Genomic DNA, 23,076 nt, shown 5'->3' on the forward strand with positions numbered 1-23,076 from the left:
TCAGGAGTTTTATTATGATTTCAGTAAATACAAATGTATCTTCACTAAACGCTCAACGTAACCTATCTCAATCGGGTTCTGACCTTGCAACATCAATGGAGCGCTTGTCATCAGGTATGCGTATCAACAGCGCAAAAGATGATGCGGCAGGCCTACAAATTTCAAACCGTTTAACATCACAAGTAAATGGTTTAGCAGTAGCACAACGTAACGCTAACGACGGTATCTCAATGGCACAAACCGCTGAAGGTGCAATGAGCGAGTCTACAAGCATTTTACAACGTATGCGTGAGCTAGCGCTACAATCTGCTAACGGCTCAAACTCAACAGAAGACCGTGAGTCACTACAAAAAGAAGTAAGTGCGCTCCAAACAGAGCTTACACGTATTGCAGAAACAACATCATTCGGTGGTCAGCAATTACTAGATGGCAGCTTTGGTTCTAAGTCTTTTCAAATTGGTGCTAACGCTAACGAGAATATTAATGTTTCATTATCGAGTGTTGCAGCGAATAAGATAGGCACTAACCAAATTAACTTACAAGGTGATACAGCAGGTTTTGCAGAAGCATTTGCAGGTACAGCGAGCCAAGTTGCAGGTGGTAATTTAGTTATTGATGGCCGAGAATCTGCCACGGTTGCGATTGCGCCAGGTGCTAGTGCGGCGGATGCAGCAAGTGCTGTAAATAGCTACACAAGCTCTACCGGGGTTACTGCTCAGGCTCGTTCAGAAGCAAAGGTTGATATTACAACAGCTGGCGATGCAGATGAGATTATAAGTTTTGAACTAAACGGTAAAGACTTAGCTTCAGGGGATGAAATAAAAGTTTCATTTGTATCAACAGGCACAGTTGCTGGTGATAAGCAAGCTATGGCTGAAGCTATCAACGCGAAAACTGATGAACACGGTGTAACTGCAAAAATTGAAAACGGAGAACTAACAATTGGCAACGACACGGGTGAAGATATTGTTCTTTCTGCATTAGCAGAAAGTGATGGAACCACTAGCACTGTTGGGATGACGGTTACAGGTAAGTCTTATGACGGAGTAGATGCAACTACACCTGTGGCTATTGCAGCAGGTGATGATGTTCATGTTTCAGGTTCATTACAGTTAAACTCGTCTGAGGTTTTTACAGCTCAAACGACTGATACTACAATTGCGCCAGTCAATACTACAGCGGTAAGCTCTCTCAAAAGTGTAGATTCTATAGATATTACTGATCAACAGGGGTCACAAGACGCAATAGCAATTATCGATAATGCAATTGCAAATATTGACTCACAAAGAGCTAGTTTAGGTGCGGTTCAAAACCGTTTTGACCACACTATAAGTAATCTTGCTAACATAGAAGAAAACGTATCGGCATCACGTAGCCGTATTCAAGATACAGACTTTGCAACTGAAACAGCAGAGATGACTAAAAACCAAATCTTGCAACAAGCAGGTACGTCAATCTTATCTCAAGCGAATCAGTTACCACAAACAGCACTTAGCTTATTAGGTTAATAAGGTAAACGTTATAGCTTAATGAATAGCTAGCTAGTACATAAAGTCGGTATTAGTTTTAAAACAAGGAGGTGGCTTTAGCTACCTCCTTTTGTGGTTTAAGGGTATAAATTAAGCTATTGTTAGTCTAATAATTATACAAGTTCGGCAGCTCTAGGAGGCGTTATGAACACCATTACTTCAAACGCAGAAGTTACGATAGCATCAACATCTTTAACTGGTGAAGATAAACAAGTAGGGCAGAGTGGATCAACATTGACTCAGCGCGCTGTTGATGACGTAAATAAAACGGATGAACAAGGCTCACAAAACCAGCTAAATAATCAATATACACAACAAAGCTCGGAGAACAATAGTCCGAAAAACCAACAGCTTGAACGTGAGCAGCTTGAAAAAGTGGCGCAGCAATTGCAGGCGTTTATGGGGGAGATGAACCGTACTCTGCAATTTCAAGTTGATGAAGACTCTGGGCGTGATGTAATTAAGATACTTGATAAAACAAGTGGTGATGTAATTAAGCAATACCCTTCGGAAGAAGTATTAAGCTTAGTGTCAAAGCTTTCTGAGTCTGCAGGTATTTTAATCGACCAAACGGTGTAGCCGCCGTGCTGTTGATATATTATTAGTTAAGTTTTTTGGGTTTAAAGAGGTGAAGTATGTCTATTTCGTTTAATGGTTTAGGCTCTGGTTTAGCGGTATCAGATATAGTTGATGCGTTAGTTAATGCTGAGCAGGCTCCAGCTGAGGCTCGTTTAAACACTCAAGAAAGTACACTAACTACTGATATTTCAGCTGTAGGTGCTTTAAAGTCTGCGCTACAGCAAGTGCAAACAGCAATGGAAGCGCTAGGTGACGCTGATAACTATCAAAAACGTAGTACATCAGGAAGTGATACTTTCGTGCAGTTAAGTGCTGATGAAGACGCCCAGCCAGGTGGTTACTCTGTAGAGGTTAATAACCTTGCTACAGAGCATAAAATACTATCAGAAGCATTTGACGCTGATGCCGCTGTGGGTGAAGGTACTATGACATTCAGCTCAGGCGAGAATAGTTTTGATATTGAAGTATCAGATTCCGCTACTTTAAGTGAAATAAGAGATGCAATTAACGACAGCAGCGATAACGACAGCATAAACGCAACAATAATAACAGATGATACCGGTCAGCATTTAGTGCTAGCAGCTAAAAATAGCGGACTTGAGAACGAGATTAAAGTCGAGGTAACCGATATTGATGGTAATAACACCGACACTAATGGATTATCTCGTTTAGCCTTTGATTCTGCTGGTGTTCAAAACGCCTCTGAAATTATTGCTGCAACCGATGCATCAATTACTATCGATGGCTCGCTCACAGTTAGTAGTTCTTCAAATACCTTTACCGATGTAATAGATGGCATCACGATAACGGCAAAAAAAGCACACGCTGAAGATGATGATGTAAGCAATATTACAATTACAGAGAATAATAGTAACATTGAAGCTGGTTTAGCTAGTTTTATTGAAAGCTACAATGAACTTTTGGAGCTGAGTAACAACTTAGGCGCTTCAAGCGAAGATGGCGCGGGTGTAATGGCCGGTGACTCGTTACTACGCGGTGTAATGTCTAAATTGCGAGAGCAGATTACCGACTCTGTAGATTTAGGCAATGGCAACTCATTATCACTTTCGCAATTAGGTGTTGAAGCCGATCGTTATGGGGTATTGACGCTCAATACCGAGACTTTAAATGAAAAAATTGATGAAGATGTCGACTTAGTGCAGCAGTTTTTTGTAGGCAGTGACGATGACGAGGGCGGCTTTGCCCAATCGTTTGATGAGTTAATGAGTTTTTATACTGACGCTGACGGCATTATCCAAAACCGTATCGACAGTAAAACGAATCAACTAGATGATATTGATAGCCAACGTGAAAGCCTAACAAATAAAATGGAATCGTTATCTGACAGGCTATACGCTCAATACAACGCCATGGATTTATTGGTAGCGAGCCTCAATTCGACAAGTAGTTACGTGCAAGCGCAGCTTGAAAATATGCCTGGTGTGGTGAGTAATAATTCTTAATTTTTCATATTAATTATGAGCAAAAAAAACCGTTTAAAACGGTTTTTTTATGTCTAAATATTGCCTTTAAGATGCTTAGTAAGTTTTAAAACTGCTAGAAGTAGCTATACCGATTTATAAGCCGAAATTGCTTTACCTGTTTTTTTTTGCTTAATTATGGCTTTAGAAGATTCATTTTTTACAGCATTTGCCTGTTTGGTAATGTTGTTGATATTGGTCTGCACAGCCACAAGTTGCTCAGCGGTAGGCGGGTTCTCACTTTCGCACCAGCGCTTAAGCTCACTATTTAAAGTATCCATAATAGGGGGAGCTTCATCAGCGTTATTGCTTTGCACTAATACTTCAATTTGGCTGAGTAATTGGTCAATGTACTCAGCTTTGCCTATTTGCTCTAAAGCCATTAGTTTATACCGCAGGAATACGCTGATCGACAGGAATACTATCCCAGCCTTCTTTTATTTCTTTAATGATGCTTGAAACTTCAACAACTGCTTCAATATCATTATTTATATTAGCTTGAGTTAACCTGCGCTGGCAGTATGCGTATAGCGCCAATAAATTATCAGAAATGCTAGGATCTTGCTCTACTTCTAAGTTAAGCGCATCTTGAAGTGCACCTAGTAGTAAAATACATGCTGAAAGGTTTTCGCCTTTTTTTTCTATTTCTTTGCGCTCAATAAAACCTTTAGTAGCGGCCAAACGGCCAATTATGTTACTAAAAATAAGGTTAATTTGCTCATAGGGCGCCATTTCAGCGATGTTGCTGGCACGCACTTGAGAATATTTTTTTAATGAAACATGAGCCATGGGGAAATCCTAAATAAATATGTGAAATCGTCTGTACGTAACAAAAGCAATATTAATGCCAAGCATATTGCATTTATTTAGTTATCGGCATTGTTGCTTTCAACTTAAGTTAATTATAGTTTATATTTTTGACCTACGTAGATTTATACACTAAGTAAAAAACAAGACATAGCATTAGCTTTAAGTATTAAACAACAAAACAGTACTTAAGTTTTAATTATTAAGTATTATTGTTTTATAACGATGTCTATTTTTTGGCGTTTATGTCAAAAAACCGCCGCTATTACTTGCATCCATACAGATCTCGCTTACAATTTAGCTAATAAAATGAATTAGTGAAATTATGGCTCGCTAACTATGATCTTGATTTTAGATAATAATAATAACCGTGCAATAGGATTACATGCATCACTTACCTTTATTGGGGAAGCTGTGCAGTTACTTGACGAAAGTGATTTTGAGCAAGTATCTAGTAAGTATCAACAACAAGAATGCATTGTTATTTTAGGTGCATTGCAAGGCTTAGATCATGAAAGCTTAATTAAGCGTTTTCCAACCCTGCCTTTTTTACTGATTGGTGAAACACTCAAGCCCTTATTAAGTATTGCTAATGTGGTGGGCTTAATTTGTGAGCCGTTTAATCACGAAGTAACCACACAGTTATTACACGACTGCCAACAGTACCAACGTATGTTGCCTGGTAGTCACAAGCAGCATAAAACACACAAAACATTTGATGGTTTAGTTGGCGAAACCGATGCGGTTAAAAACGTACGCTTTTTAATTGAGCAAGTGGCTAAAACCGATGCAAACGTGCTTATTTTAGGCGAGTCGGGTACAGGTAAAGAGGTGGTTGCGCGTAACGTCCATTTATTATCTAAACGCAATACTGGGCCGTTTGTACCAGTAAACTGTGGCGCCATTCCTGGAGAGTTGCTCGAAAGCGAGTTATTCGGTCACGAAAAAGGGGCGTTTACCGGCGCTATTTCTGCACGTAAAGGGCGCTTTGAGTTGGCTCAAGGCGGTACGCTATTTTTAGATGAAATTGGCGATATGCCGCTGCAAATGCAAGTAAAGTTATTGCGTGTATTACAAGAGCGCAGCTACGAGCGTGTAGGTGGCACAAAAGCTATTCAAGCAGATGTACGGGTGATTGCCGCTACTCATCGCAACCTTGAGGAAATGATTGAAAAGGGCAGCTTTAGGGAAGATTTATATTACCGTTTAAACGTGTTTCCTATTGAAAACCCGTCACTTAATGAACGTGCTGACGACATACCTTTATTACTTAAAGAGTTAATGCGCCGTGTTAATGAGCAAAGTGGTACGTCGGCTAAATTTACAGAGCGCGCGGTAGAGAGCCTAAAAGAGCATGCTTGGCCTGGTAATATTCGGGAGCTTGCTAATTTAGTGGAGCGCATGGTGATTATGTTCCCTGAAAAAGTAGTGGATGTACCCGATTTACCCAATAAATATCGCTACATCGAGGTAGACGCATACGAGCCAGAGTACCCTGAAGAGCTACTTGAAAAAGATGCCTTTAACGATATTTTTAGCTCAGGTTTTAGCGATTATGATAATGAACCAGAGCCTGAATTTAGCCAACCGGGATCTGGCGTATTACCCGAAGAGGGTATAGAGCTTAAAGATTATTTAGCAGAGCTTGAAATAAGCTTAATTACCCAAGCGTTAGAGCGTTTTGATTACGTTGTTGCGCGCGCCGCAGAAATATTAGGTGTAAGGCGTACAACGCTTGTCGAAAAAATGAAAAAGTACAATCTATCGCGAGATTAGCCAAACTTAGCAAGTGCCGAACCACTACAAATTACCGAGTTTGGCTCTTTTAATTTCTTGCTTACAGCTTACAGCTTACAGCTAATAATTTTTAATAATCTCGGCTCTTCTAAAACAATCATTACTATGATCGTTAACCATGCCACAGGCCTGCATATGTGCGTATACCGTTGTAGGGCCCAAAAATTTAAAACCTCGTTTTTTTAGATCCTTTGCAAACGCTTTTGATTCCTCGGTAATTGCAGGGGTGTCTTCAACACTATTTAAATCACTAATAATTGGTTTATTGCCAACAAATCCCCATTGGTAATTACTAAAGCTGCCAAATTCTTTTTGAATCTCAATTAACCGTTGAGCATTATTAACGGTGGCAGCAATTTTTAAGCGGTTCCGCACTATGCTCTCATCTTGCATTAGCCGTTCTATATCATCGGCTGTAAAGTTAGCCACTTTTTGCACATTAAAATTAGCAAATGCTTTTTTATAGCCTGCGCGCTTTTTTAAAATGGTGTACCAACTTAAGCCCGCTTGCGCCGACTCGAGGGTAATAAATTCAAATAATTTCGTGTCGTCATAAAGGGGGACTCCCCATTCTTCATCATGGTATTTCACATAATCAGGCTTTGTGGCGTCGAGCCAAGCACAACGGCATTTATTTTGCTCACTCATTATTATTCCTTTTAGTGTGCGTCATTTTTTTGTTACGCGATATTGTAAGGTAACTAAATGAAAAATATATAAAATAATATTGGTATAAATTGTGCATTTAGCCATATATCTACATCATTAAGAGATTTGATTATGGCCCTTGCGAGTGTACTTAAACCACAGTTTATTACTGCAAAACAGTATAACCCATGTTTACTTCAAGAAGAGTACATTGGTGAATTAAGTGATTTAAGACAGCAAGCAAGTTGGCTGTCGCACTTAGTTGATACTATGCCTGCGGGTGTTGTTGTGCTTGATGGCAAAGGGCTTATTGCAAAAGCCAATCAAATCGCGATTGATATGTTGGGCGAGCCGCTCGAAGGAGAGAAGTGGTTTAACATTATTCAGCGCTCTTTTCGTCCCCACCAAGATGATGGACATGAAGTGTCGCTCAAAGATGGGCGACTTATAAAGCTTGATATTACTGCGCTAGCGCCAGAGCCTGGACAATTAATATTAATGACAGATTTAACAGAAACGCGCCGTTTGCAAAAGCGCGTAGCCCATATGCAGCGTTTGAGTGCGCTTGGTAAAATGGTGGCATCGCTTGCGCACCAAGTGCGTACACCGCTTTCGGCGGCTATGTTATACGCGGCCAATTTGGGCTCTAAAAAGCTACCAGAGTCATCACGGGAAAACTTTCAAACTAAGTTAATGTCACGTTTAAAAGATTTAGAAACCCAAGTTAACGATATGCTGCTTTTTGCTAAAAGCGGCGAGCAACAAGTGGTTGAACAGGTTTCTATGCAGCAGCTTTTAAACGAGGTAAAACTAGGTGCCGATGCAATGGTGGCCTTAAATAACAGCTCACTTGTTGTTGAGCTACCAGAGCCAGACATAGAAATTACCGGTAATAAAACCGCGCTGGCCAGTGCTATTCAAAACCTTATTCACAATAGTATTCAAATTATTGGCAGCCAAGCCCAGGTGACATTAAAAGCGCAGCGCGATAGCAGCGAACCCGATACCGTGCGTATTAGCGTATGCGATAACGGCCCTGGTGTAGAGTTGAGCCAAATAGAGAAAATTTTTGAACCGTTTTATACCACAAAAAGCCAAGGTACAGGGCTTGGGCTTGCTGTTGTAAGCTCTGTGGCTAATGCGCATCAAGGACGTGTTGAAGTGGTTAATAATGCCAATGGTGGTGCATGTTTTAGTTTATTGCTGCCCATATGCACGGCCTCAACGCAGGAGAAAACAGCATGAGTAATACAATACTAGTGGTTGAAGATGATGCAGGTTTAAGAGAAGCACTCATAGACACGTTAGAAATGTCGGGTATTGCCTGTGTTGCAGCCGATAGTGCTGAGCAAGCCATGATCCAATTAAAAAAATCTGAGTTTTCATTAGTGGTCAGCGACGTGCAAATGGGCGCAATGAGCGGCCTAGATTTACTTAGAAGCATTAAGCTTAACTACCCAGATCTCCCCGTATTAATGATGACTGCCTATGCAACGATTGATGATGCAGTAGAGGCAATGCGCTTAGGCGCAATTGATTATATGGCTAAACCATTTGCCCCTGAGGTGCTTTTAAATATGGTTAGTCGGTATTTACCCGAAAAGCCAAAAGACACTGACGGCCCAATTGTTGCTGACCCTAGCAGTATTGCGCTTTTAGAACTGGCGAGCAAAGTGGCGCGCTCAGATGCAAGTGTTATGGTGCTAGGCCCTAGTGGCTCTGGTAAAGAAGTGTTAGCGCGATACATTCACGATAAATCAAACCGATGCGATGCGCCTTTTGTGGCAATAAACTGTGCGGCTATTCCCGAAAACATGCTTGAAGCCACTTTATTTGGCTACGAAAAAGGCGCGTTTACCGGTGCAATACAAGCATGCCCAGGTAAGTTTGAACAAGCCCAAGGCGGCACCATATTACTTGATGAAATAACCGAAATGGACTTGGGGCTGCAAGCTAAGCTATTACGGGTATTGCAAGAGCGTGAAGTTGAGCGTTTAGGTGCCCGAAAAACAATTTCACTCGACGTAAGAGTACTCGCAACCAGTAACCGCGACCTAAAAGAAGCCGTTGCAGATAACCAATTTAGAGAAGACTTATATTATCGCTTAAATGTATTCCCCCTAATGTGGCGACCGCTCTGTGAGCGCCCAGGGGATATAATAGTATTGGCTAAGCATTTAATAGAGCGCCATTTAGTTAAAAGTAAAGAGCCGCTAGCAACACTTGATAGTGCCGCTGAGCAAAAATTACTAAGCCATGCATGGCCAGGTAATGTACGCGAGCTTGATAACGTAATTCAACGTGCGCTTATTTTGCGAACGGGCAATGTAATTGGCGAACAGGCTATTTTTATTGAAAACTTAATGCAAGCGCCAATTAACAGTACGCCTAAACAGGAGATAGCGCCTGAACAAGCGAACACTCCCAGTGGCGCGTATTATGATGACAAAATAACGCCTGCAGAGGCGAGTAGCTCTCTGCCTAGTGTTGATACTGGCAGCTATAAAGATGAGCTAAAAGATAAAGAGCATAAAATAATATTAGAGACCCTAGCGCGCTGCCAAGGCAAACGTAAAGATGTTGCCCAAACACTTGGGATCAGTCCGCGTACTTTACGTTATAAACTAGCGCAAATGCGCGATTTAGGTATTTCGCTGCCCGCATAACTTTATCCCTTTCTTCTATATAACCCTAAACTAACCACGCTTAGTTTAGGGTTGTCAAATCTCTGACTCTCAAAAATAATAGTTAACCTCATGTAATTAAAGGTTTATTTTTATGGCACACTTTGTGCTTTATTCCCTTTATGAACGTTAACTGCATTTGCCAGAGAAAATTATGAAAATTCAAAACAGCGCGCTATTTCAAGAAATGCAATCAATGGCTTTAGAAGCAGGCCATACAAATCAAATCAATAAGCTACCTACTCAAGCTCAGCCAACATCGTCTGCTCAATTTGGTGACTTACTAAGTGATGCATTAAACACGGTTAATGGCTTACAACAAGATGCCAAACAAAAAGTAGTGGCTGTTGAAATGGGTGATAGAAGTGTATCGCTTGCTGAGGCAATGATTGCCTCACAAAAATCGTCAGTGGCATTTGAGGCTACAGTACAAGTAAGAAATAAACTTGTTGAGTCATACCAAGAAATTATGAACATGCCTGTTTAAGTAGGTAGTGGAGAATTATTGTGGCGCAATCTAATCAATCAACAGATCTTGCTCTTGCTGGCGGCGGTATTGACCAAAGCGAAGATAACGAGCAACAAGAACAAAAGTCGGGCTACTTAAGCGCCTTAAATGGTGTTGATGTGCTTCGCCAAGTTACCCTTATTATTGCGCTGGCTATTTGTTTAGCTATTGCCATATTTGTGATTATTTGGGCACGTCAGCCAGACATGCGTCCGCTGGGTAAAATGCCAACAGAAGAGCTGATCCAAACCCTTGATTTTTTAGATGCACAAAAAATTGACTACGAACTAGACGGCAACGTAATTTCGGTTGATGAAAGCGAGTATCAAAACATTAAATTGCTGATGGCCCGTGAAGGCCTAGAGCAAGGTCCTACTTCAGGCACCGACATCATAATGCAAGATATGGGCTTTGGTGTTAGCCAACGATTAGAGCGTGAACGCTTAAAACACGGCCGCGAACAACAACTTGCCCGCACCATAGAAGAATTAAACAACGTAACACGCGCTAAAGTTTTATTAGCCATTCCAAAAGAAAACGTATTTGCACGCAGAGAGAAAAAGCCATCAGCCACAGTGGTATTGACTCTTAAGCGCGGCAGAATGCTTGATGGCGAAGAGATTGACTCAGTGGTTGATATGATTGCCTCTGCAGTACAAGGGCTTGAGCCTTCACGTGTTACGGTAACAGATCAAAATGGCCGCTTACTTAATTCAGGCTCACAAGACTCATTAGCAGCACGCTCTCGTAAAGAGTACGACATTGAAAGAAAGCGTGAGCAAGAGTATTTAGAAAAAATAGACAGTATTCTTATTCCTGTAGTCGGCTTGGGTAACTACACGGCGCAAGTTGATTTAAACATGGACTTTAGCTCAGTAGAAGAAACACAAAAGCGCTACAACCCAGACTTACCAGCAGTAAGAAGCGAAACCACATTTGAAGAGAACAACATTGGTGGCTTAGCGGTAGGAATTCCTGGGGCACTGACTAATCAGCCACCTATGAATTCAACTATTCCAGAAGTGGCAGGTCAAGGCAATGCTGGTACGGCAACGAACCCAAGCCGAGTGCATAAAGAGGCTACACGTAACTTTGAGCTAGACACCACCATTTCGCATAAGCGCCAACAAACAGGGGTTATTCGCAGAATTAGCGTCTCGGTTGCCGTTGATTATGTGCCAAAAGTAGGTGAAAACGGCGAAACAACCATGGCGCCGCGCTCGGTAGAGGCTTTGTCAAATATACGTCGCCTATTACAAGGTGGGGTAGGTTTTGATATGCAACGCGGCGATGCATTAGAGGTGGTAACCGTGCCATTTGTACGCGAAGCAGTTGATTTAGACTTAGAAGTACCGCTGTGGGAGCAGGACTGGTTTATGAAAATCGTCCGCTTAGTACTGGGTGCGCTGGTTATTATTGTGCTTATTATGGCAGTTGTTAAGCCTATGCTTAAACGCTTAATATACCCAGATGATACGCTCGAAGAGTACGATGAAGATGCATTAAGCTCTGGGGTGGATATTGGCGATAGCACGCTAGATATGCTAAATAAAGACTTTGATTCTGCTTCTGTAGGCTTCTCAAGCGATGGTACACTACAGCTGCCAGATTTACATGGCGACGAAGATTTGCTTAAAGCGGTAAGAGCACTTGTAGCGAACGAACCTGAACTCTCATCACAAGTAGTGAAAGCGTGGTTAACAGAAGATGACTGATCAAGAACAAAAACAACTCCCGCCAGCGTTTGATGTTGACAAGTTAGATGGCGTAGATAAAGCCGCAATTCTTTTATTGAGCTTATCTGAAGAAGATGCAGCGCAAATACTTAAACACTTAGAGCCTAAGCAAGTGCAAAAAGTGGGTATGGCAATGGCTGCGCTAGATGACTTGTCACAATCTAAAATAAGCGCAGTTCACAATTTATTTATAGAACAAATACAAAGCTTTAGTACAATTGGCTTCCAGTCAGAAGACTTTATTAAAAAGGCGCTAACCGCCGCATTAGGTGAAGATAAAGCAGCAAGTTTAATAGACCAAATTGTAATGGGCTCGGGCGCTAAAGGCTTAGATTCACTTAAATGGATGGACTCAAAGCAAGTTGCCAATATTATTCGTAATGAGCACCCGCAAATTCAAACTATTGTTTTATCGTATTTAGAGCCTGAGCAATCTGCAGAAATCCTAGCGCAATTTCCTGAAAAAGTGCGCCTAGATTTAACTATGCGTATTGCGAACCTTGAAGAAGTGCAACCTGCAGCATTGCAAGAACTTAACGAGATTATGGAAAAACAATTTGCCGGCCAAGCAGGCGCACAAGCCGCTAAAATGGGTGGCTTAAAAGCCGCGGCAGATATAATGAACTACCTAGATACAAATGTAGAAGGGCAGTTGATGGACTCTATTCGTGAACACGATGAAGAAATGTCTCAGCAAATTCAAGATCTTATGTTTGTGTTTGAAAACCTTATGGATGTGGATGACCGCGGCATTCAAGCCATATTGCGTGAAGTACAGCAAGACGTACTAATGAAAGCAATTAAAGGGACTGACGAAGCGCTTAAAGATAAAATTTTGGGTAATATGTCTAAACGTGCTGCCGAAATGCTTGCCGATGACTTAGAAGCAATGGCACCGGTTAGAATAAGTGAAGTAGAAGCTGCCCAAAAAGAAGTGCTTTCAACAGCAAGGCGTCTATCTGACTCGGGTGAAATTCAGTTAGGCGGCGGCGGTGGAGAGGAGTTCCTATAAGCTATGTCTAAATTAAAAGGTCGCCCTTTACATGCAGATGAAGCTGATGAGCTTTTAAAAAACTGGCCAATACCTGATGTTGCTCCTGATGAGCGCAGTTTTGGCAATCGTTCAACGGCTTTTGGCACACCACTTTCTGATTTGTATAAAAAAGAAGTTGAAGAAGAAGCAGTAGAAGACACTCAGCCGCAAGAGCCTGAACTGCCTTCGTTAACTATGGCTGAGCTTGAGCGCATTAGGCAAGATGCTTATGAGGAAGGCTTAAAGCAAGGGCACGAACAAGGCTACATAGATGGCTTTGAAAAAGGGGTTGGTGAGGGCAAAGAAGCAGGCTATAAAGAAGGCGTAGAGCTTGGTAAAACACAAGGCCAAGAAGACGTTAAGCCGTTAATAGAAGAGCAGTTAACCAGCTTGCGTAGCATAATTGACAACCTCAGCGCTCCGCTTGATAAAGTGGACGAACTGGCAGAAAAGCACTTAGTGCAATTAGCGGTTATGCTGGCAGAAGCTATAACCTATCAAGAAATTAAAACATCGCCCGATGTTATTTTACATACGCTTAAAAAAAGCATAGATGCATTAAATACTGAGCAAGAAAAAGTTCGTGTGCATTTAAACCCAGATGATCTAGAACTGGTAAAGCAAAGCTATGGTGAGCAAACTATTGCAGATAATAATTGGCAGCTAATTGCAGAACCCACACTCGAGCGCGGCGGTTGCGAAGTTAAAACGCCACAATCGTCTTTAGATATGACCCTAAAAACCCGTGTCAAAGAAACGTTGGATAGCTTTTTGCATAATAGCGGTATCTAATCTTTTTTGTGGCGTGTTATGGCAGCTCAACGTGCACCTCTAAGCGAACGCTTAAATCAATACCAACAACATATTGCAGCGTTTAAACCTGCTGTAGCAGGTATTTTAACCCGAGTAGTCGGTTTAACCCTTGAGGCGAAAGGGCTACGTGCGCCTGTAGGCAGCCAATGCAAAATAGAAACTATGTCAGGGTTTGTAGATGCTGAGGTAGTGGGCTTTAGTGAGCAAACCCTTTACTTAATGCCTAATGACCACATTTCCGGTGTGTTACCCGGTGCGCGTGTTATTCCACAAGTAAATGATACCGGCTTGCCCGTTGGTATGAGCCTACTGGGCCGCGTTGTGGATGGCTTAGGCCGCCCGCTTGACGGCCTGGGAAAAATTAACGCCGAACACTATTTAAAGTTTGCACAAAACCCCATAAACCCCCTCGCTAGAAGACCAATTAGCCAACCTATGGACGTAGGTGTACGGGCTATAAACTCAGTTATTACTGTAGGGCAAGGCCAGCGTATGGGTTTGTTTGCAGGCTCTGGTGTTGGTAAGTCAGTACTCTTAGGTATGATGACCCGCGGCAGTGAAGCCGATGTTATTGTGGTTGGCCTAGTGGGTGAGCGTGGCCGTGAGGTAAAAGAATTTATTGAAGAGATACTCGGTGTAGAAGGGCGCAAACGCTCTGTTGTGGTAGCTGCTCCTGCTGATGCATCGCCCCTTATGCGCTTAAAAGGCTGTGAAAGTGCGGTGACCATTGCTGAGTACTTTCGTGATCAAGGTTTAAACGTATTGTTATTGCTTGATTCAGTAACCCGTTACGCCATGGCGCAACGCGAAATAGCGCTAGCGGTTGGGGAACCTCCTGCAACAAAAGGGTATCCGCCTTCTGTATTTGCTAAATTACCGGCGCTGGTGGAGCGAGCGGGTAATGGCGGCGAAGGGCAAGGGTCTATCACTGCGTTTTTTACAGTGCTTAGTGAGGGCGATGATATGCAAGACCCAATAGCCGATGCTGCACGTGCTATTTTAGATGGGCATATTGTACTTTCGCGTGACTTAGCCGATAGCGGTCATTACCCCGCGATAGATATCGAAAAATCAATTTCTCGTGTTATGCCGCAAGTGGTATCTGAGCCTCATATGCAGCAGGCCCGCGTATTAAAACAAGTGTATTCAATGTATCAGCAAAATAAAGATATGATCACCTTAGGTGCGTATCAAAAAGGGGCTGACCAAATGCTTGATCAAGCTATAAATATGATGCCGCGCGTAAATGCGTTTTTACAGCAAGGTATGCGCGATGTAATAAGTTACGACGATGGTTTACACGGCCTAGCTCAATTACTAGGACAAGCATAATGGCAAAAAATAAGCTCGATTTACTGCTTAAGCTCGAAAACGACAAAGAAGAAAATCTGCGCATGAGCTACTTACAAGCCAATCAAAATTTACAAGCTAACCAACAAAAGCTGCAAGGGTTAAATAACTTTAGATTAGAATACTCTCAGCAATTACATGTGAAAGGAAAGTCCGGATTATCAAGCGCGGGCTTTGGTCAGTACCATGCCTTTATAGCAAAAATTGAAGAAGCGATTCGCCAGCAAGCCAGTACGGTCAATACCGCAAAGCAAGTTGTAACACAGCGTAAAGCTTTGTGGTTAAAGCAGCAGGTAAAAGCAAAAGCTGTGGCAAAATTAATTGAAAAACAAAACCTAAAAGCGGCGGCGCTAATGGCAAAGAGTGAGCAAAAAATGCTGGACGAGTTTTCTGCTAATCAATTTTTTCAGCGCCGTAAAAGTTTATAACTCTGGCGCGTTTATTGCTTTATTGGTAGGTGGTAATTAATTTTGGCAAAGTGCGGTGGCAACTTGCCGCAGTGCTGTGTAGGTGAATTATGGCAATAAACGATATTTCAATGTTGGCAACAGCTGAAAAAGACTCTTTTTTAGCATTTAAAGACAATAACTTACCTGCAGGTAACGAATCTGGTGATGCTTTTTTAAGCCAGCTACAAGATGCAGACAACCCCTTTGTATTGCCTGCTAATTCTGAGGCTCCTAGCCAAGCAGGCTCTTTATTGCCAACAGATGATAAGCAGCTAGCCAATAGCAAAAAACCGACAGCTTCATCAAGTGATGACACGCAAGATACGTTATTATCTGGCGATAGCGTTTTAGCACAAATAAACTCCTCGCAAGTGATTGACGTAAGTGTAAAAAAACACGGCAGTAGCGATAATGATTTTAGCGATTTAAGTGCAAAAAAGAGTGATAAAAGTGTCAGCTTTTTAGCTTCGCAATTAGGTGAAACTGGTGAGGCCGATGCCATAACGACTAAAGCCGATGATACTCTTTTAGCTGACGATAATAGCAATGGCAAAAAAAGCGCGTTTACAAACGCCGAGCTTGAAACTAAAGCAGCTAAGCAAAGCGCTGGAGAAAATTTAGCCCCTTCTTTAAAAAATGAGAGCCTAGCAAGTAGTGCAGCTAAAAACCCAATAGCAGAAGCGGTGCAAACACAAATTAATAAAGCTAATAGCAGTGCAGCCTCTGTAAATAATGAAGGTAAAGGTGCTGAGAATTCAAAAGCGCCAGGCACTGTATTAAATGCTGAAAGTGCGCTGCCTATAAGCGATGCAGACATAGAGCAATTAGCCAAAGACCTGACTCGTTCATCTACGCAATCAGAGCTATCAACTACATCTAAAGTACTCAACTCATTAAGCGAAGCGCAACGTGCACAATTAAACGAGCACGTTAAAAGCTCATTTACTGAAACCACGCCAAGTGAAGGTGATGATCGTGCAAGCTCCGTTAAACAATTACTGACAGAGTTTGTCGTACAAAACGAAAAAGAGACAAGCACGCGCGGTGAGCTAGTTCAATCTCAGTTAAAAAACTTAAATAGCGATGAAAAGCAGGCGCTACTTAGTCAATTAAAAAGCTATGTGAGTAACGAGCAACCAACAGGTGATACACTCAAAAAAGTAAATGAAACAATAAGCAACTTACAAACTATGCTTGATACGCAGCTTAGTGAGAGCAAAGCGCAAAGTGTGTCGAGCTCTGCAAATACGGCTTTAAATGCGCAGCAAGCCAGTAATGCTGCAATGAATGCGAATACACCGCAAAATAAAGCCATGATTAATGCTGAAGCACCCTCTAGTATTGAGCAAGACGGTGTAAATCCAGAAGAGTTAAACGCCCTAGAGGCCGAGCAGGAAAGCTTACTTAAAGAGCCTAAAACAAATACTGGTTTATCGCGTGTAGCTCAGGTGTTTACGTTGATAACCGATGGCATTAATAACACGCAGGCACAAATAAATACTCAGTACGACAACGCTCGTTATGAGCAGTCTATTTTAGAGAGCCAAGCTATACAGTCCCAGCAATTACAAAGCAGCACCGCGCAGGTTAAGCAGGTAAATATAGATGCAAGTATGATGCAGGCTATTAATATTGTTAAAAGTGATGCAGCTAAAATGCTTCAAGAGCGTGTATCTTCAATGCTAAGCATTAGCAATAAAGAAGCTGAAATTCGCTTAGATCCGCCAGAAATGGGCAGTATGCAAATTCGTATCAGAAGTGATGCTGAACAAGCACAAATAAATTTTGTAGTGCAAAACCAGCAAGCTAAAGAAGCACTTGAACAATCAATGCCGCGCTTACGTGAAATGTTAGCCGAGCAGGGAATTGATTTAGGTGAAAGTACGATTTCTTACGGGCAATCTGGTAATGAGCAAAGCGATGAAGGCGAAGGGCAATCACAAGGTCAAACGGCTAATAAAAATACACAGCAGGATAAAAATGATGAGCAAGATGGAGCTAACCCACAAAGTTCTCGACAACAAACTTCATCATCAATAGATTACTATGCCTAAGTACTGCTATTATAATAACTAAAACAAGCAAGTACCTTTGCTAAAAAAGGAATCACAATGGCCGAAGAAACAAGTTTAGAAATAGAAGAAACCGGTAAAAGCAAAAAAAAGCTGATCATAATCATAGTGGCAGTACTGCTTGTTGTTGGCGGTGGTGCAGGCTATTTTTTTATGGCGGGCGATGATGCACCCGTTGAAACATTAGATGAAGAAACAACAACCGCAGCGCAAAGCGACTCGGCTACACCTTCAGGCTCTTCAGCCGAAATGGGCAGTGCCTTGTATGTTGCTATGCCAAGACCCTTTGTGTTTAATGTACCTGGGTCAAGCAGAGATAGAATTGTACAAATAAAAGTGCAATTACTTGTGCGTGGCGATGTAAATGAAGAAACCGCTAAAAAGCACATCCCACTGATTGAAGGCACCTTATTAAGCGTGTTTTCAACCACCACAGCTGATGAACTCAGCACCAGTGCAGGCAAAGAAACATTACGCTTTACTGCGCTTGAAAAAGTGCAAGCTGCGCTGAATGATGTTGAAGGCACAAAAGTAATTGAGCGGGTATTGTTTACCGGCTTTGTGATGCAATAAGGGGCTAGCGTGAGCGATTTATTATCCCAAGACGAAATTGATGCACTCTTACACGGCGTTGATGAAGTCGAAGAGGAAGATATACACGAAGGTGAAGACGGCGAAGGCAGTACATTACAGTACGACTTTTCTTCGCAAGATCGGATCGTGCGTGGTCGCATGCCGACCCTGGAAATTGTTAACGAGCGGTTTGCTCGTCATATGCGAATAAGCTTATTTAACATGATGCGCCGCACCGCAGAGGTGTCGATTAATGGCGTACAAATGATTAAATTTGGCGAATACATTCATACCTTATTTGTACCAACAAGTTTAAATATGGTGCGTTTTAGACCGCTAAAAGGCACTGGCCTTATCACCATGGAAGCACGTTTAGTGTTTATTTTGGTAGATAACTTTTTTGGTGGTGACGGGCGTTACCATGCCAAAATTGAAGGCCGCGAATTTACCCCTACCGAACGTCGAATCGTGCAAATGCTACTAAAAATTATCTTTGAAGATTACAAAGAAGCATGGGCACCGGTTATGGACGTGTCGTTTGAATACCTCGATTCAGAAGTAAACCCAGCAATGGCTAACATTGTGAGCCCTACTGAGGTTGTGGTTATTAGCTCTTTTCATATTGAATTAGATGGCGGTGGTGGCGATTTTCACATCGCTTTGCCGTATTCAATGCTTGAACCCATTAGAGAGCTATTAGATGCGGGTGTACAATCGGATACAGAAGACACCGATTTGCGCTGGAGCAAAGCTTTACGCGATGAAATTATGGACGTTGAGGTGGATATGTCGACTCAACTTCTTGAGGTGGATTTGTCTCTTAAACAAATAATGGAACTTAAAGCGGGCGATATTATACCGGTAGAAATGCCAGAGCATATTACGGTATTTGTTGAGGAGTTACCTACATTTAGAGCTAAAATGGGTCGTTCTCGCGATAACGTTGCGCTACAAATTAGTGAAAAAATTAAACGCCCTGATTCAGTTAAATCTGAGCTGCATGTATTTACCAAAGGCGGCAAGAAAATTGATTCAGATGCAGAATTAGCAGAACTAGAAGATGATTTACACCTTTCTGACGGTGTAGACTTAGACTGGTAATTGATTAAAAGGTTAAAAGTATGAGCGATGATCAAGACACAATGGACGAATGGGCAGCAGCCCTAGCTGAAGCCGAAGGCGGTGATGAGAGCGCCGAAGCGCATGTAGCAGAGCTTGATGAACTAAGTGATGCTAAACATGAGCTTAGCGGTGACGAAAAGCGTAAACTCGATACAATTTTAGATATTCCTGTGACTATTTCTATGGAAGTAGGGCGCTCTAAAATAAATATTCGTAACTTACTGCAGCTAAACCAAGGCTCTGTTGTTGAACTAGACCGCGTAGCCGGAGAACCACTGGATGTATTAGTAAATGGTACGCTCATTGCCCATGGCGAAGTGGTTGTAGTGAATGATAAATTTGGTATTCGTTTAACGGATGTTATTAGCCAGGTAGAGCGGATCAAAAAATTACGATGAGCTCCCTTGCTGTTTTAACAAACTCAGTATTTACAAAGGCAGAAACGTTAACACCTACGGCCGACATTTTGTCTATGGTGTTGTCGTTGGTTGCGGTGCTAGTACTGATTGTAGTGCTGGCATTTTTTGTTAAAAAACTTAATCCAAATTTAGCTAATAGCGAAGAATTTAAAGTGGTACGAAGCTTACCGCTTGGCTCACGAGAGCGCTTAATGGTGGTTGAAATAGATAATGCACAGCATTTATTAGGGGTCACCCCGCACAGTATTAACTACTTACATAAATTAGACACGCCGTTAAGTGAAAAAGAACTGCCAGAACTTGCTAAGCGATTTAGCAAACTACTAAACCCGCAAACGAATCAAAATAAAAAGAATTAACCCTATGATAAAGTGGCTGCTGATTATTTTAGCTGTGTTATTTGTACCTGTTGCAAGCAGTGCAGAGGGCATAGACGCTCTAACCATTACAACCAATGCCGACGGGACGCAAGATTACTCTGTAACCTTGCAAGTACTGGCAATTATGACGGCGCTGAGCTTTATTCCTGCCGCCATAATTATGATGACTTCGTTTACCCGTATTATTGTTGTACTGGCTATTTTGCGCCAAGCCATTGGTTTACAATCAACACCTTCAAACCAAGTTTTATTAGGGATGTCGCTTTTTTTAAGTATTTTTATTATGGCGCCTATTTATCAGCAAGTTAACGAGCGTGCGATAGAACCTTATTTAAATGAACAAGTTACTTCGGTACAAGCATTAGAGCTTGCAAAGGAGCCCATGAAGGCCTTTATGCTCTCGCAGGTACGATTAAAAGACTTAGAAACGTTTGCCAAAATAGCAGGTTATGAGCAGCTTGATTCGCCAGAGGCCACACCGCTTATTGTGTTAATACCTGCATTTGTGACCAGTGAACTACAAACCGCCTTTATTATTGGTTTTATGTTTTTTATACCGTTTTTAATTGTGGATTTAGTGGTTGCCTCGGTATTAATGGCCATGGGTATGATGATGCTCTCGCCCATGATAGTGTCCTTGCCTTTTAAAATAATGTTATTTGTACTGGTCGATGGCTGGAGCCTAGTAATGGGCACGTTAGCTAAAAGCTTTGGACTAGGTACATAAACCATGTTTTACATTCGCACTTTTAAACATTAGGAGTACAACATGGAACCAGAAATTTTTGTTGATATTCTTAGCGATGCACTGTTTTTAGTTATTAAGCTGGTATCAGCTATTGTGGTACCTGGTTTACTTGTTGGTTTAGTGGTGGCGGTGTTCCAAGCGGCAACCTCAATTAATGAACAAACCCTAAGTTTTTTACCGCGCTTATTAATTACCATTGGAGCACTTATTGTAGGTGGGCATTGGCTTACTCAAGAGCTAATGGACTTTTTTACCCGCCTAGTGTTACTCATTCCTGAAATTGCAGGCTAATTGTGGAATTTCCTTTTTCTTTTGTTATTCAATGGTTAAGTGATTTTTTACTGCCTTTAGTTCGCATAAGCTCTATGATCATGATTATGGCGGGCTTAGGCGCACAAAACGTACCTACCCGCATTAAAATGGGATTGGCGGTAGTGGTAACGTTTTTAGTGGTGCCAGCGCTGCCTCCTGCAACATTTACTAATTTATTTTCTTTTGAAATGGTGCTGGTGGTTATTCAGCAAATGTTGATAGGTGTTGCGATAGGGTTTGCCTCTACGCTAATGCTAAATACCTTTGTGCTTGCTGGGCAAATACTGGCAATGCAAACCGGTTTGGGCTTTGCCTCTGTTATAGACCCTTCAAATGGTGCGAGTGTGCCTGCAGTTGGCCAGTTTTACTTAATTTTAGCGACCTTGTTATTTTTTGTTTTTAATGGCCATTTAATGATGATTCAAATGGTGGTGCATAGTTTTTCGGTGTTGCCTATAAACGGCCAGTGGTGGGCTGTTGATCATTACTGGGACATAGTAACGTGGGGCAGCTGGATGTTTACCACTGCACTGGTATTGGCTTTAGCCCCCCTTACGGCCATGCTCATTATTAATATTTCATTTGGTATTATGACCCGCGCAGCACCGCAATTAAACATTTTCTCAATAGGTTTTCCGTTTACATTAGTTGCCGGTTTAATTATTATTTGGGCTACCTTAGGTAATTTTGTAACCCAATTTGAATTTCAGTGGTTAAAAATGATTGAGCTAATGTGTAGCCTTGTTGGCTGTACGGTGTAGGAGGGGCAATGGCTGAAGATTCAGGACAAGAAAAAACAGAAGAACCCACCTCCAAAAAGCTCGAAGATGCTAAAAAGAAAGGTCAAATAGCACGCTCAAAAGAGCTAGGGACTATGTTTGTACTTATTTTTTCTGCAATTTCGTTGCTGTTATATGGGCCCGAAATAGGCAAAGGCTTATACAATATTATGGGTAGGATGCTGTCTTTAAATCGCAGTGAAACCTACGACACCACTAAAATGTTTGCGGTGTGGAGTGAGGTGGCCAGTGCGCTGCTGTTTCCAGTGGCGATGTTTGTTTTAATTATTGTTATTGCAGCATTTATAGGAAATACCTTACTCGGCGGCTTTAATTTTAGTTGGGAAGCTGCAGCACCTAAGCCCAGTAAAATGTCGCCAATAAAGGGTTTTAAACGCATGTTTGGCCCACAAGCAGCGATAGAGCTTGTAAAGTCTATATTAAAGTTTGCGCTGGTGGCTATTTTTGCGGTGTTTTTGATTCAAACTTTTTTTGATGAAATTTTGCATTTAAGTATTGAAAGCGCACCTAGTAATATAATTCATGCCCTTGAAATGCTCTCGTGGATGTTTTTAGGGTTGTCGTGCACTTTGGTGATTATTGCCGCAATAGATGCGCCTTATCAAAGTTATAACCACAACAAACAACTTAAAATGACCATGCAGGAGATCAAAGACGAGTACAAAAACTCAGAGGGTGATCCGCAAATTAAAGCGCGCATTAGGCAAACACAAAGGCAAATGTCGCAGCGAAGGATGATGCAAGATGTCCCCGATGCCGACGTAATTGTAACCAATCCTACTCACTATTCTGTGGCGCTAAAATACGATACTGAGCGAGCAGGTGCACCGATTGTACTTGCCAAAGGGATAGATGAAATGGCTATGCAAATTCGTAAAATAGCCAAAGGTAACGAAGTACCGATTGTAGAATCCCCTATGCTTACGCGGGCGCTTTATCATACTGCTGAAATAGGCCAACAGATCCCAGATCAGCTATTTACCGCTGTAGCGCAAGTTTTAGCCTATGTATTTCAGCTTAAACGCTTTAAAAAAGGTCGCGGAAAGCGCCCCATCCCTCTTAAGTCTAAACTGCCTATTCCGGATGATTTTAAATACGATTAGGGTAAGCTGAGCTAACCACACTTTACAGGGGCGCCTTGCCTAAATATCAACACGGGGCTGAAAATTCAAACCATAAAGCCCATACGCTCTTGTCTCTCACTTGCTTTAAATTTTGCATCAATACTCAATGAAT

Annotated in this window: 24 protein-coding genes; 21 read left to right on the forward strand and 3 right to left on the reverse strand. The window is 41.8% G+C overall.

What is annotated here, in order from left to right:
- The first annotated feature begins 11 nt into the window (after positions 1-11).
- The 3 genes from CWB60_RS21065 (at position 12) to fliD (ending at position 3,571) form a co-directional block, all read left to right on the forward strand.
- Positions 12-1,508: a flagellin gene (locus CWB60_RS21065; RefSeq protein WP_138578876.1), complete on the forward strand. Its 1,497-nt coding sequence runs from the start codon at positions 12-14 to the stop codon at positions 1,506-1,508.
- A gap of 165 nt (positions 1,509-1,673) precedes the next feature.
- The gene (locus tag CWB60_RS02835; RefSeq protein WP_138578878.1) at positions 1,674-2,108 is read left to right on the forward strand and encodes a flagellar protein FlaG; all 435 of its coding nucleotides are present in this window, start codon (positions 1,674-1,676) and stop codon (positions 2,106-2,108) included.
- A 56-nt stretch (positions 2,109-2,164) separates the two neighbouring features.
- A complete protein-coding gene (gene fliD / locus CWB60_RS02840) occupies positions 2,165-3,571 on the forward strand; it encodes a flagellar filament capping protein FliD (RefSeq protein ID WP_138578880.1) in 1,407 nt (468 codons plus the stop codon).
- Between the two features lie 104 nt (positions 3,572-3,675).
- Here the strand turns inward: fliD and CWB60_RS02845 are convergent, their stop codons facing one another.
- Both CWB60_RS02845 and fliS read right to left on the reverse strand, forming a co-directional pair.
- Positions 3,676-3,972, reverse strand: a complete 297-nt coding sequence (locus CWB60_RS02845) for a hypothetical protein (protein ID WP_138578882.1) — start codon at positions 3,970-3,972, stop codon at positions 3,676-3,678.
- 4 nt (positions 3,973-3,976) lie between these two features.
- Positions 3,977-4,378, reverse strand: a complete 402-nt coding sequence (fliS, locus tag CWB60_RS02850; RefSeq protein WP_004588284.1) for a flagellar export chaperone FliS — start codon at positions 4,376-4,378, stop codon at positions 3,977-3,979.
- A gap of 357 nt (positions 4,379-4,735) precedes the next feature.
- Between fliS and CWB60_RS02855 the strand changes: the two genes are divergently transcribed.
- Complete coding sequence (locus CWB60_RS02855) at positions 4,736-6,172, forward strand: sigma-54 dependent transcriptional regulator (RefSeq protein WP_138578884.1); 1,437 nt, start codon at positions 4,736-4,738, stop codon at positions 6,170-6,172.
- 81 nt (positions 6,173-6,253) lie between these two features.
- On the opposite strand, the gene CWB60_RS02860 is transcribed toward CWB60_RS02855, so the two are convergent.
- Positions 6,254-6,841, reverse strand: coding sequence for a DNA-3-methyladenine glycosylase I (locus CWB60_RS02860; protein WP_138578886.1), 588 nt, complete (start codon positions 6,839-6,841; stop codon positions 6,254-6,256).
- A gap of 132 nt (positions 6,842-6,973) precedes the next feature.
- Here CWB60_RS02860 and CWB60_RS02865 point away from each other — a divergent pair, with 132 nt between their 5' ends.
- The 17 genes from CWB60_RS02865 (at position 6,974) to flhB (ending at position 22,943) form a co-directional block, all read left to right on the forward strand.
- Entirely contained in the window at positions 6,974-8,086 is a 1,113-nt protein-coding gene (locus tag CWB60_RS02865; protein ID WP_138578888.1) for a sensor histidine kinase, read from the forward strand.
- On the forward strand, positions 8,083-9,507 hold the full coding sequence (locus CWB60_RS02870) for a sigma-54-dependent transcriptional regulator (RefSeq protein WP_024032323.1): 1,425 nt from the start codon (positions 8,083-8,085) through the stop codon (positions 9,505-9,507). Before CWB60_RS02865 ends, CWB60_RS02870 begins: the two co-directional genes overlap by 4 nt.
- 172 nt (positions 9,508-9,679) lie before the next feature.
- Complete coding sequence (gene fliE, locus CWB60_RS02875) at positions 9,680-10,012, forward strand: flagellar hook-basal body complex protein FliE (protein WP_004588289.1); 333 nt, start codon at positions 9,680-9,682, stop codon at positions 10,010-10,012.
- 20 nt (positions 10,013-10,032) lie between these two features.
- A complete protein-coding gene (gene fliF / locus CWB60_RS02880; protein WP_004588290.1) occupies positions 10,033-11,748 on the forward strand; it encodes a flagellar basal-body MS-ring/collar protein FliF in 1,716 nt (571 codons plus the stop codon).
- Complete coding sequence (gene fliG / locus CWB60_RS02885) at positions 11,741-12,781, forward strand: flagellar motor switch protein FliG (protein WP_004588291.1); 1,041 nt, start codon at positions 11,741-11,743, stop codon at positions 12,779-12,781. The genes fliF and fliG overlap by 8 nt, the downstream gene beginning before the upstream one ends.
- A gap of 3 nt (positions 12,782-12,784) precedes the next feature.
- A complete protein-coding gene (fliH, locus tag CWB60_RS02890; RefSeq protein ID WP_064386715.1) occupies positions 12,785-13,594 on the forward strand; it encodes a flagellar assembly protein FliH in 810 nt (269 codons plus the stop codon).
- 18 nt (positions 13,595-13,612) lie between these two features.
- Entirely contained in the window at positions 13,613-14,947 is a 1,335-nt protein-coding gene (gene fliI / locus CWB60_RS02895; RefSeq protein WP_054982998.1) for a flagellar protein export ATPase FliI, read from the forward strand.
- Entirely contained in the window at positions 14,947-15,393 is a 447-nt protein-coding gene (gene fliJ, locus CWB60_RS02900; RefSeq protein WP_004588294.1) for a flagellar export protein FliJ, read from the forward strand. The genes fliI and fliJ overlap by 1 nt, the downstream gene beginning before the upstream one ends.
- Before the next feature lie 89 nt (positions 15,394-15,482).
- A complete protein-coding gene (locus CWB60_RS02905; RefSeq protein WP_138578889.1) occupies positions 15,483-17,468 on the forward strand; it encodes a flagellar hook-length control protein FliK in 1,986 nt (661 codons plus the stop codon).
- Positions 17,469-17,525: 57 nt separating this feature from the next.
- Positions 17,526-18,059, forward strand: coding sequence for a flagellar basal body-associated protein FliL (fliL, locus tag CWB60_RS02910; RefSeq protein ID WP_004588296.1), 534 nt, complete (start codon positions 17,526-17,528; stop codon positions 18,057-18,059).
- A gap of 9 nt (positions 18,060-18,068) precedes the next feature.
- The gene (gene fliM, locus CWB60_RS02915; protein ID WP_004588297.1) at positions 18,069-19,160 is read left to right on the forward strand and encodes a flagellar motor switch protein FliM; all 1,092 of its coding nucleotides are present in this window, start codon (positions 18,069-18,071) and stop codon (positions 19,158-19,160) included.
- 20 nt (positions 19,161-19,180) lie between these two features.
- On the forward strand, positions 19,181-19,579 hold the full coding sequence (gene fliN / locus CWB60_RS02920) for a flagellar motor switch protein FliN (RefSeq protein ID WP_004588298.1): 399 nt from the start codon (positions 19,181-19,183) through the stop codon (positions 19,577-19,579).
- On the forward strand, positions 19,576-19,959 hold the full coding sequence (fliO, locus tag CWB60_RS02925; RefSeq protein ID WP_029773805.1) for a flagellar biosynthetic protein FliO: 384 nt from the start codon (positions 19,576-19,578) through the stop codon (positions 19,957-19,959). Before fliN ends, fliO begins: the two co-directional genes overlap by 4 nt.
- A gap of 4 nt (positions 19,960-19,963) precedes the next feature.
- On the forward strand, positions 19,964-20,707 hold the full coding sequence (gene fliP, locus CWB60_RS02930) for a flagellar type III secretion system pore protein FliP (RefSeq protein ID WP_029773806.1): 744 nt from the start codon (positions 19,964-19,966) through the stop codon (positions 20,705-20,707).
- Positions 20,708-20,749: 42 nt separating this feature from the next.
- A complete protein-coding gene (gene fliQ / locus CWB60_RS02935) occupies positions 20,750-21,019 on the forward strand; it encodes a flagellar biosynthesis protein FliQ (RefSeq protein ID WP_004588301.1) in 270 nt (89 codons plus the stop codon).
- Positions 21,020-21,021: 2 nt separating this feature from the next.
- Positions 21,022-21,801 carry a flagellar biosynthetic protein FliR gene (fliR, locus tag CWB60_RS02940; RefSeq protein WP_029773807.1) on the forward strand — a complete coding sequence of 260 codons (780 nt, stop codon included), beginning with the start codon at positions 21,022-21,024 and terminating at the stop codon, positions 21,799-21,801.
- A gap of 8 nt (positions 21,802-21,809) precedes the next feature.
- Positions 21,810-22,943 carry a flagellar biosynthesis protein FlhB gene (gene flhB / locus CWB60_RS02945; RefSeq protein WP_029773808.1) on the forward strand — a complete coding sequence of 378 codons (1,134 nt, stop codon included), beginning with the start codon at positions 21,810-21,812 and terminating at the stop codon, positions 22,941-22,943.
- Positions 22,944-23,076: the final 133 nt, after the last annotated feature.

Source organism: Pseudoalteromonas sp. S327, from assembly GCF_005886415.1.
Classification (GTDB): domain Bacteria; phylum Pseudomonadota; class Gammaproteobacteria; order Enterobacterales; family Alteromonadaceae; genus Pseudoalteromonas; species Pseudoalteromonas atlantica.

What these genes read in the sequence shown, in the direction of transcription:
- CWB60_RS02835 (WP_138578878.1), top strand. Translation starts at nt 1,674, where the DNA reads ATGAACACCATTACTTCAAACGCAGAAGTTACGATAGCATCAACATCT.
- fliD (WP_138578880.1), top strand. Translation starts at nt 2,165, where the DNA reads ATGTCTATTTCGTTTAATGGTTTAGGCTCTGGTTTAGCGGTATCAGAT.
- CWB60_RS02845 (WP_138578882.1), bottom strand. Translation starts at nt 3,972, where the DNA reads ATGGCTTTAGAGCAAATAGGCAAAGCTGAGTACATTGACCAATTACTC.
- fliS (WP_004588284.1), bottom strand. Translation starts at nt 4,378, where the DNA reads ATGGCTCATGTTTCATTAAAAAAATATTCTCAAGTGCGTGCCAGCAAC.
- CWB60_RS02855 (WP_138578884.1), top strand. Translation starts at nt 4,736, where the DNA reads ATGATCTTGATTTTAGATAATAATAATAACCGTGCAATAGGATTACAT.
- CWB60_RS02860 (WP_138578886.1), bottom strand. Translation starts at nt 6,841, where the DNA reads ATGAGTGAGCAAAATAAATGCCGTTGTGCTTGGCTCGACGCCACAAAG.
- CWB60_RS02865 (WP_138578888.1), top strand. Translation starts at nt 6,974, where the DNA reads ATGGCCCTTGCGAGTGTACTTAAACCACAGTTTATTACTGCAAAACAG.
- CWB60_RS02870 (WP_024032323.1), top strand. Translation starts at nt 8,083, where the DNA reads ATGAGTAATACAATACTAGTGGTTGAAGATGATGCAGGTTTAAGAGAA.
- fliE (WP_004588289.1), top strand. Translation starts at nt 9,680, where the DNA reads ATGAAAATTCAAAACAGCGCGCTATTTCAAGAAATGCAATCAATGGCT.
- fliG (WP_004588291.1), top strand. Translation starts at nt 11,741, where the DNA reads ATGACTGATCAAGAACAAAAACAACTCCCGCCAGCGTTTGATGTTGAC.
- fliH (WP_064386715.1), top strand. Translation starts at nt 12,785, where the DNA reads ATGTCTAAATTAAAAGGTCGCCCTTTACATGCAGATGAAGCTGATGAG.
- fliI (WP_054982998.1), top strand. Translation starts at nt 13,613, where the DNA reads ATGGCAGCTCAACGTGCACCTCTAAGCGAACGCTTAAATCAATACCAA.
- fliJ (WP_004588294.1), top strand. Translation starts at nt 14,947, where the DNA reads ATGGCAAAAAATAAGCTCGATTTACTGCTTAAGCTCGAAAACGACAAA.
- CWB60_RS02905 (WP_138578889.1), top strand. Translation starts at nt 15,483, where the DNA reads ATGGCAATAAACGATATTTCAATGTTGGCAACAGCTGAAAAAGACTCT.
- fliL (WP_004588296.1), top strand. Translation starts at nt 17,526, where the DNA reads ATGGCCGAAGAAACAAGTTTAGAAATAGAAGAAACCGGTAAAAGCAAA.
- fliN (WP_004588298.1), top strand. Translation starts at nt 19,181, where the DNA reads ATGAGCGATGATCAAGACACAATGGACGAATGGGCAGCAGCCCTAGCT.
- fliO (WP_029773805.1), top strand. Translation starts at nt 19,576, where the DNA reads ATGAGCTCCCTTGCTGTTTTAACAAACTCAGTATTTACAAAGGCAGAA.
- fliP (WP_029773806.1), top strand. Translation starts at nt 19,964, where the DNA reads ATGATAAAGTGGCTGCTGATTATTTTAGCTGTGTTATTTGTACCTGTT.
- fliQ (WP_004588301.1), top strand. Translation starts at nt 20,750, where the DNA reads ATGGAACCAGAAATTTTTGTTGATATTCTTAGCGATGCACTGTTTTTA.
- flhB (WP_029773808.1), top strand. Translation starts at nt 21,810, where the DNA reads ATGGCTGAAGATTCAGGACAAGAAAAAACAGAAGAACCCACCTCCAAA.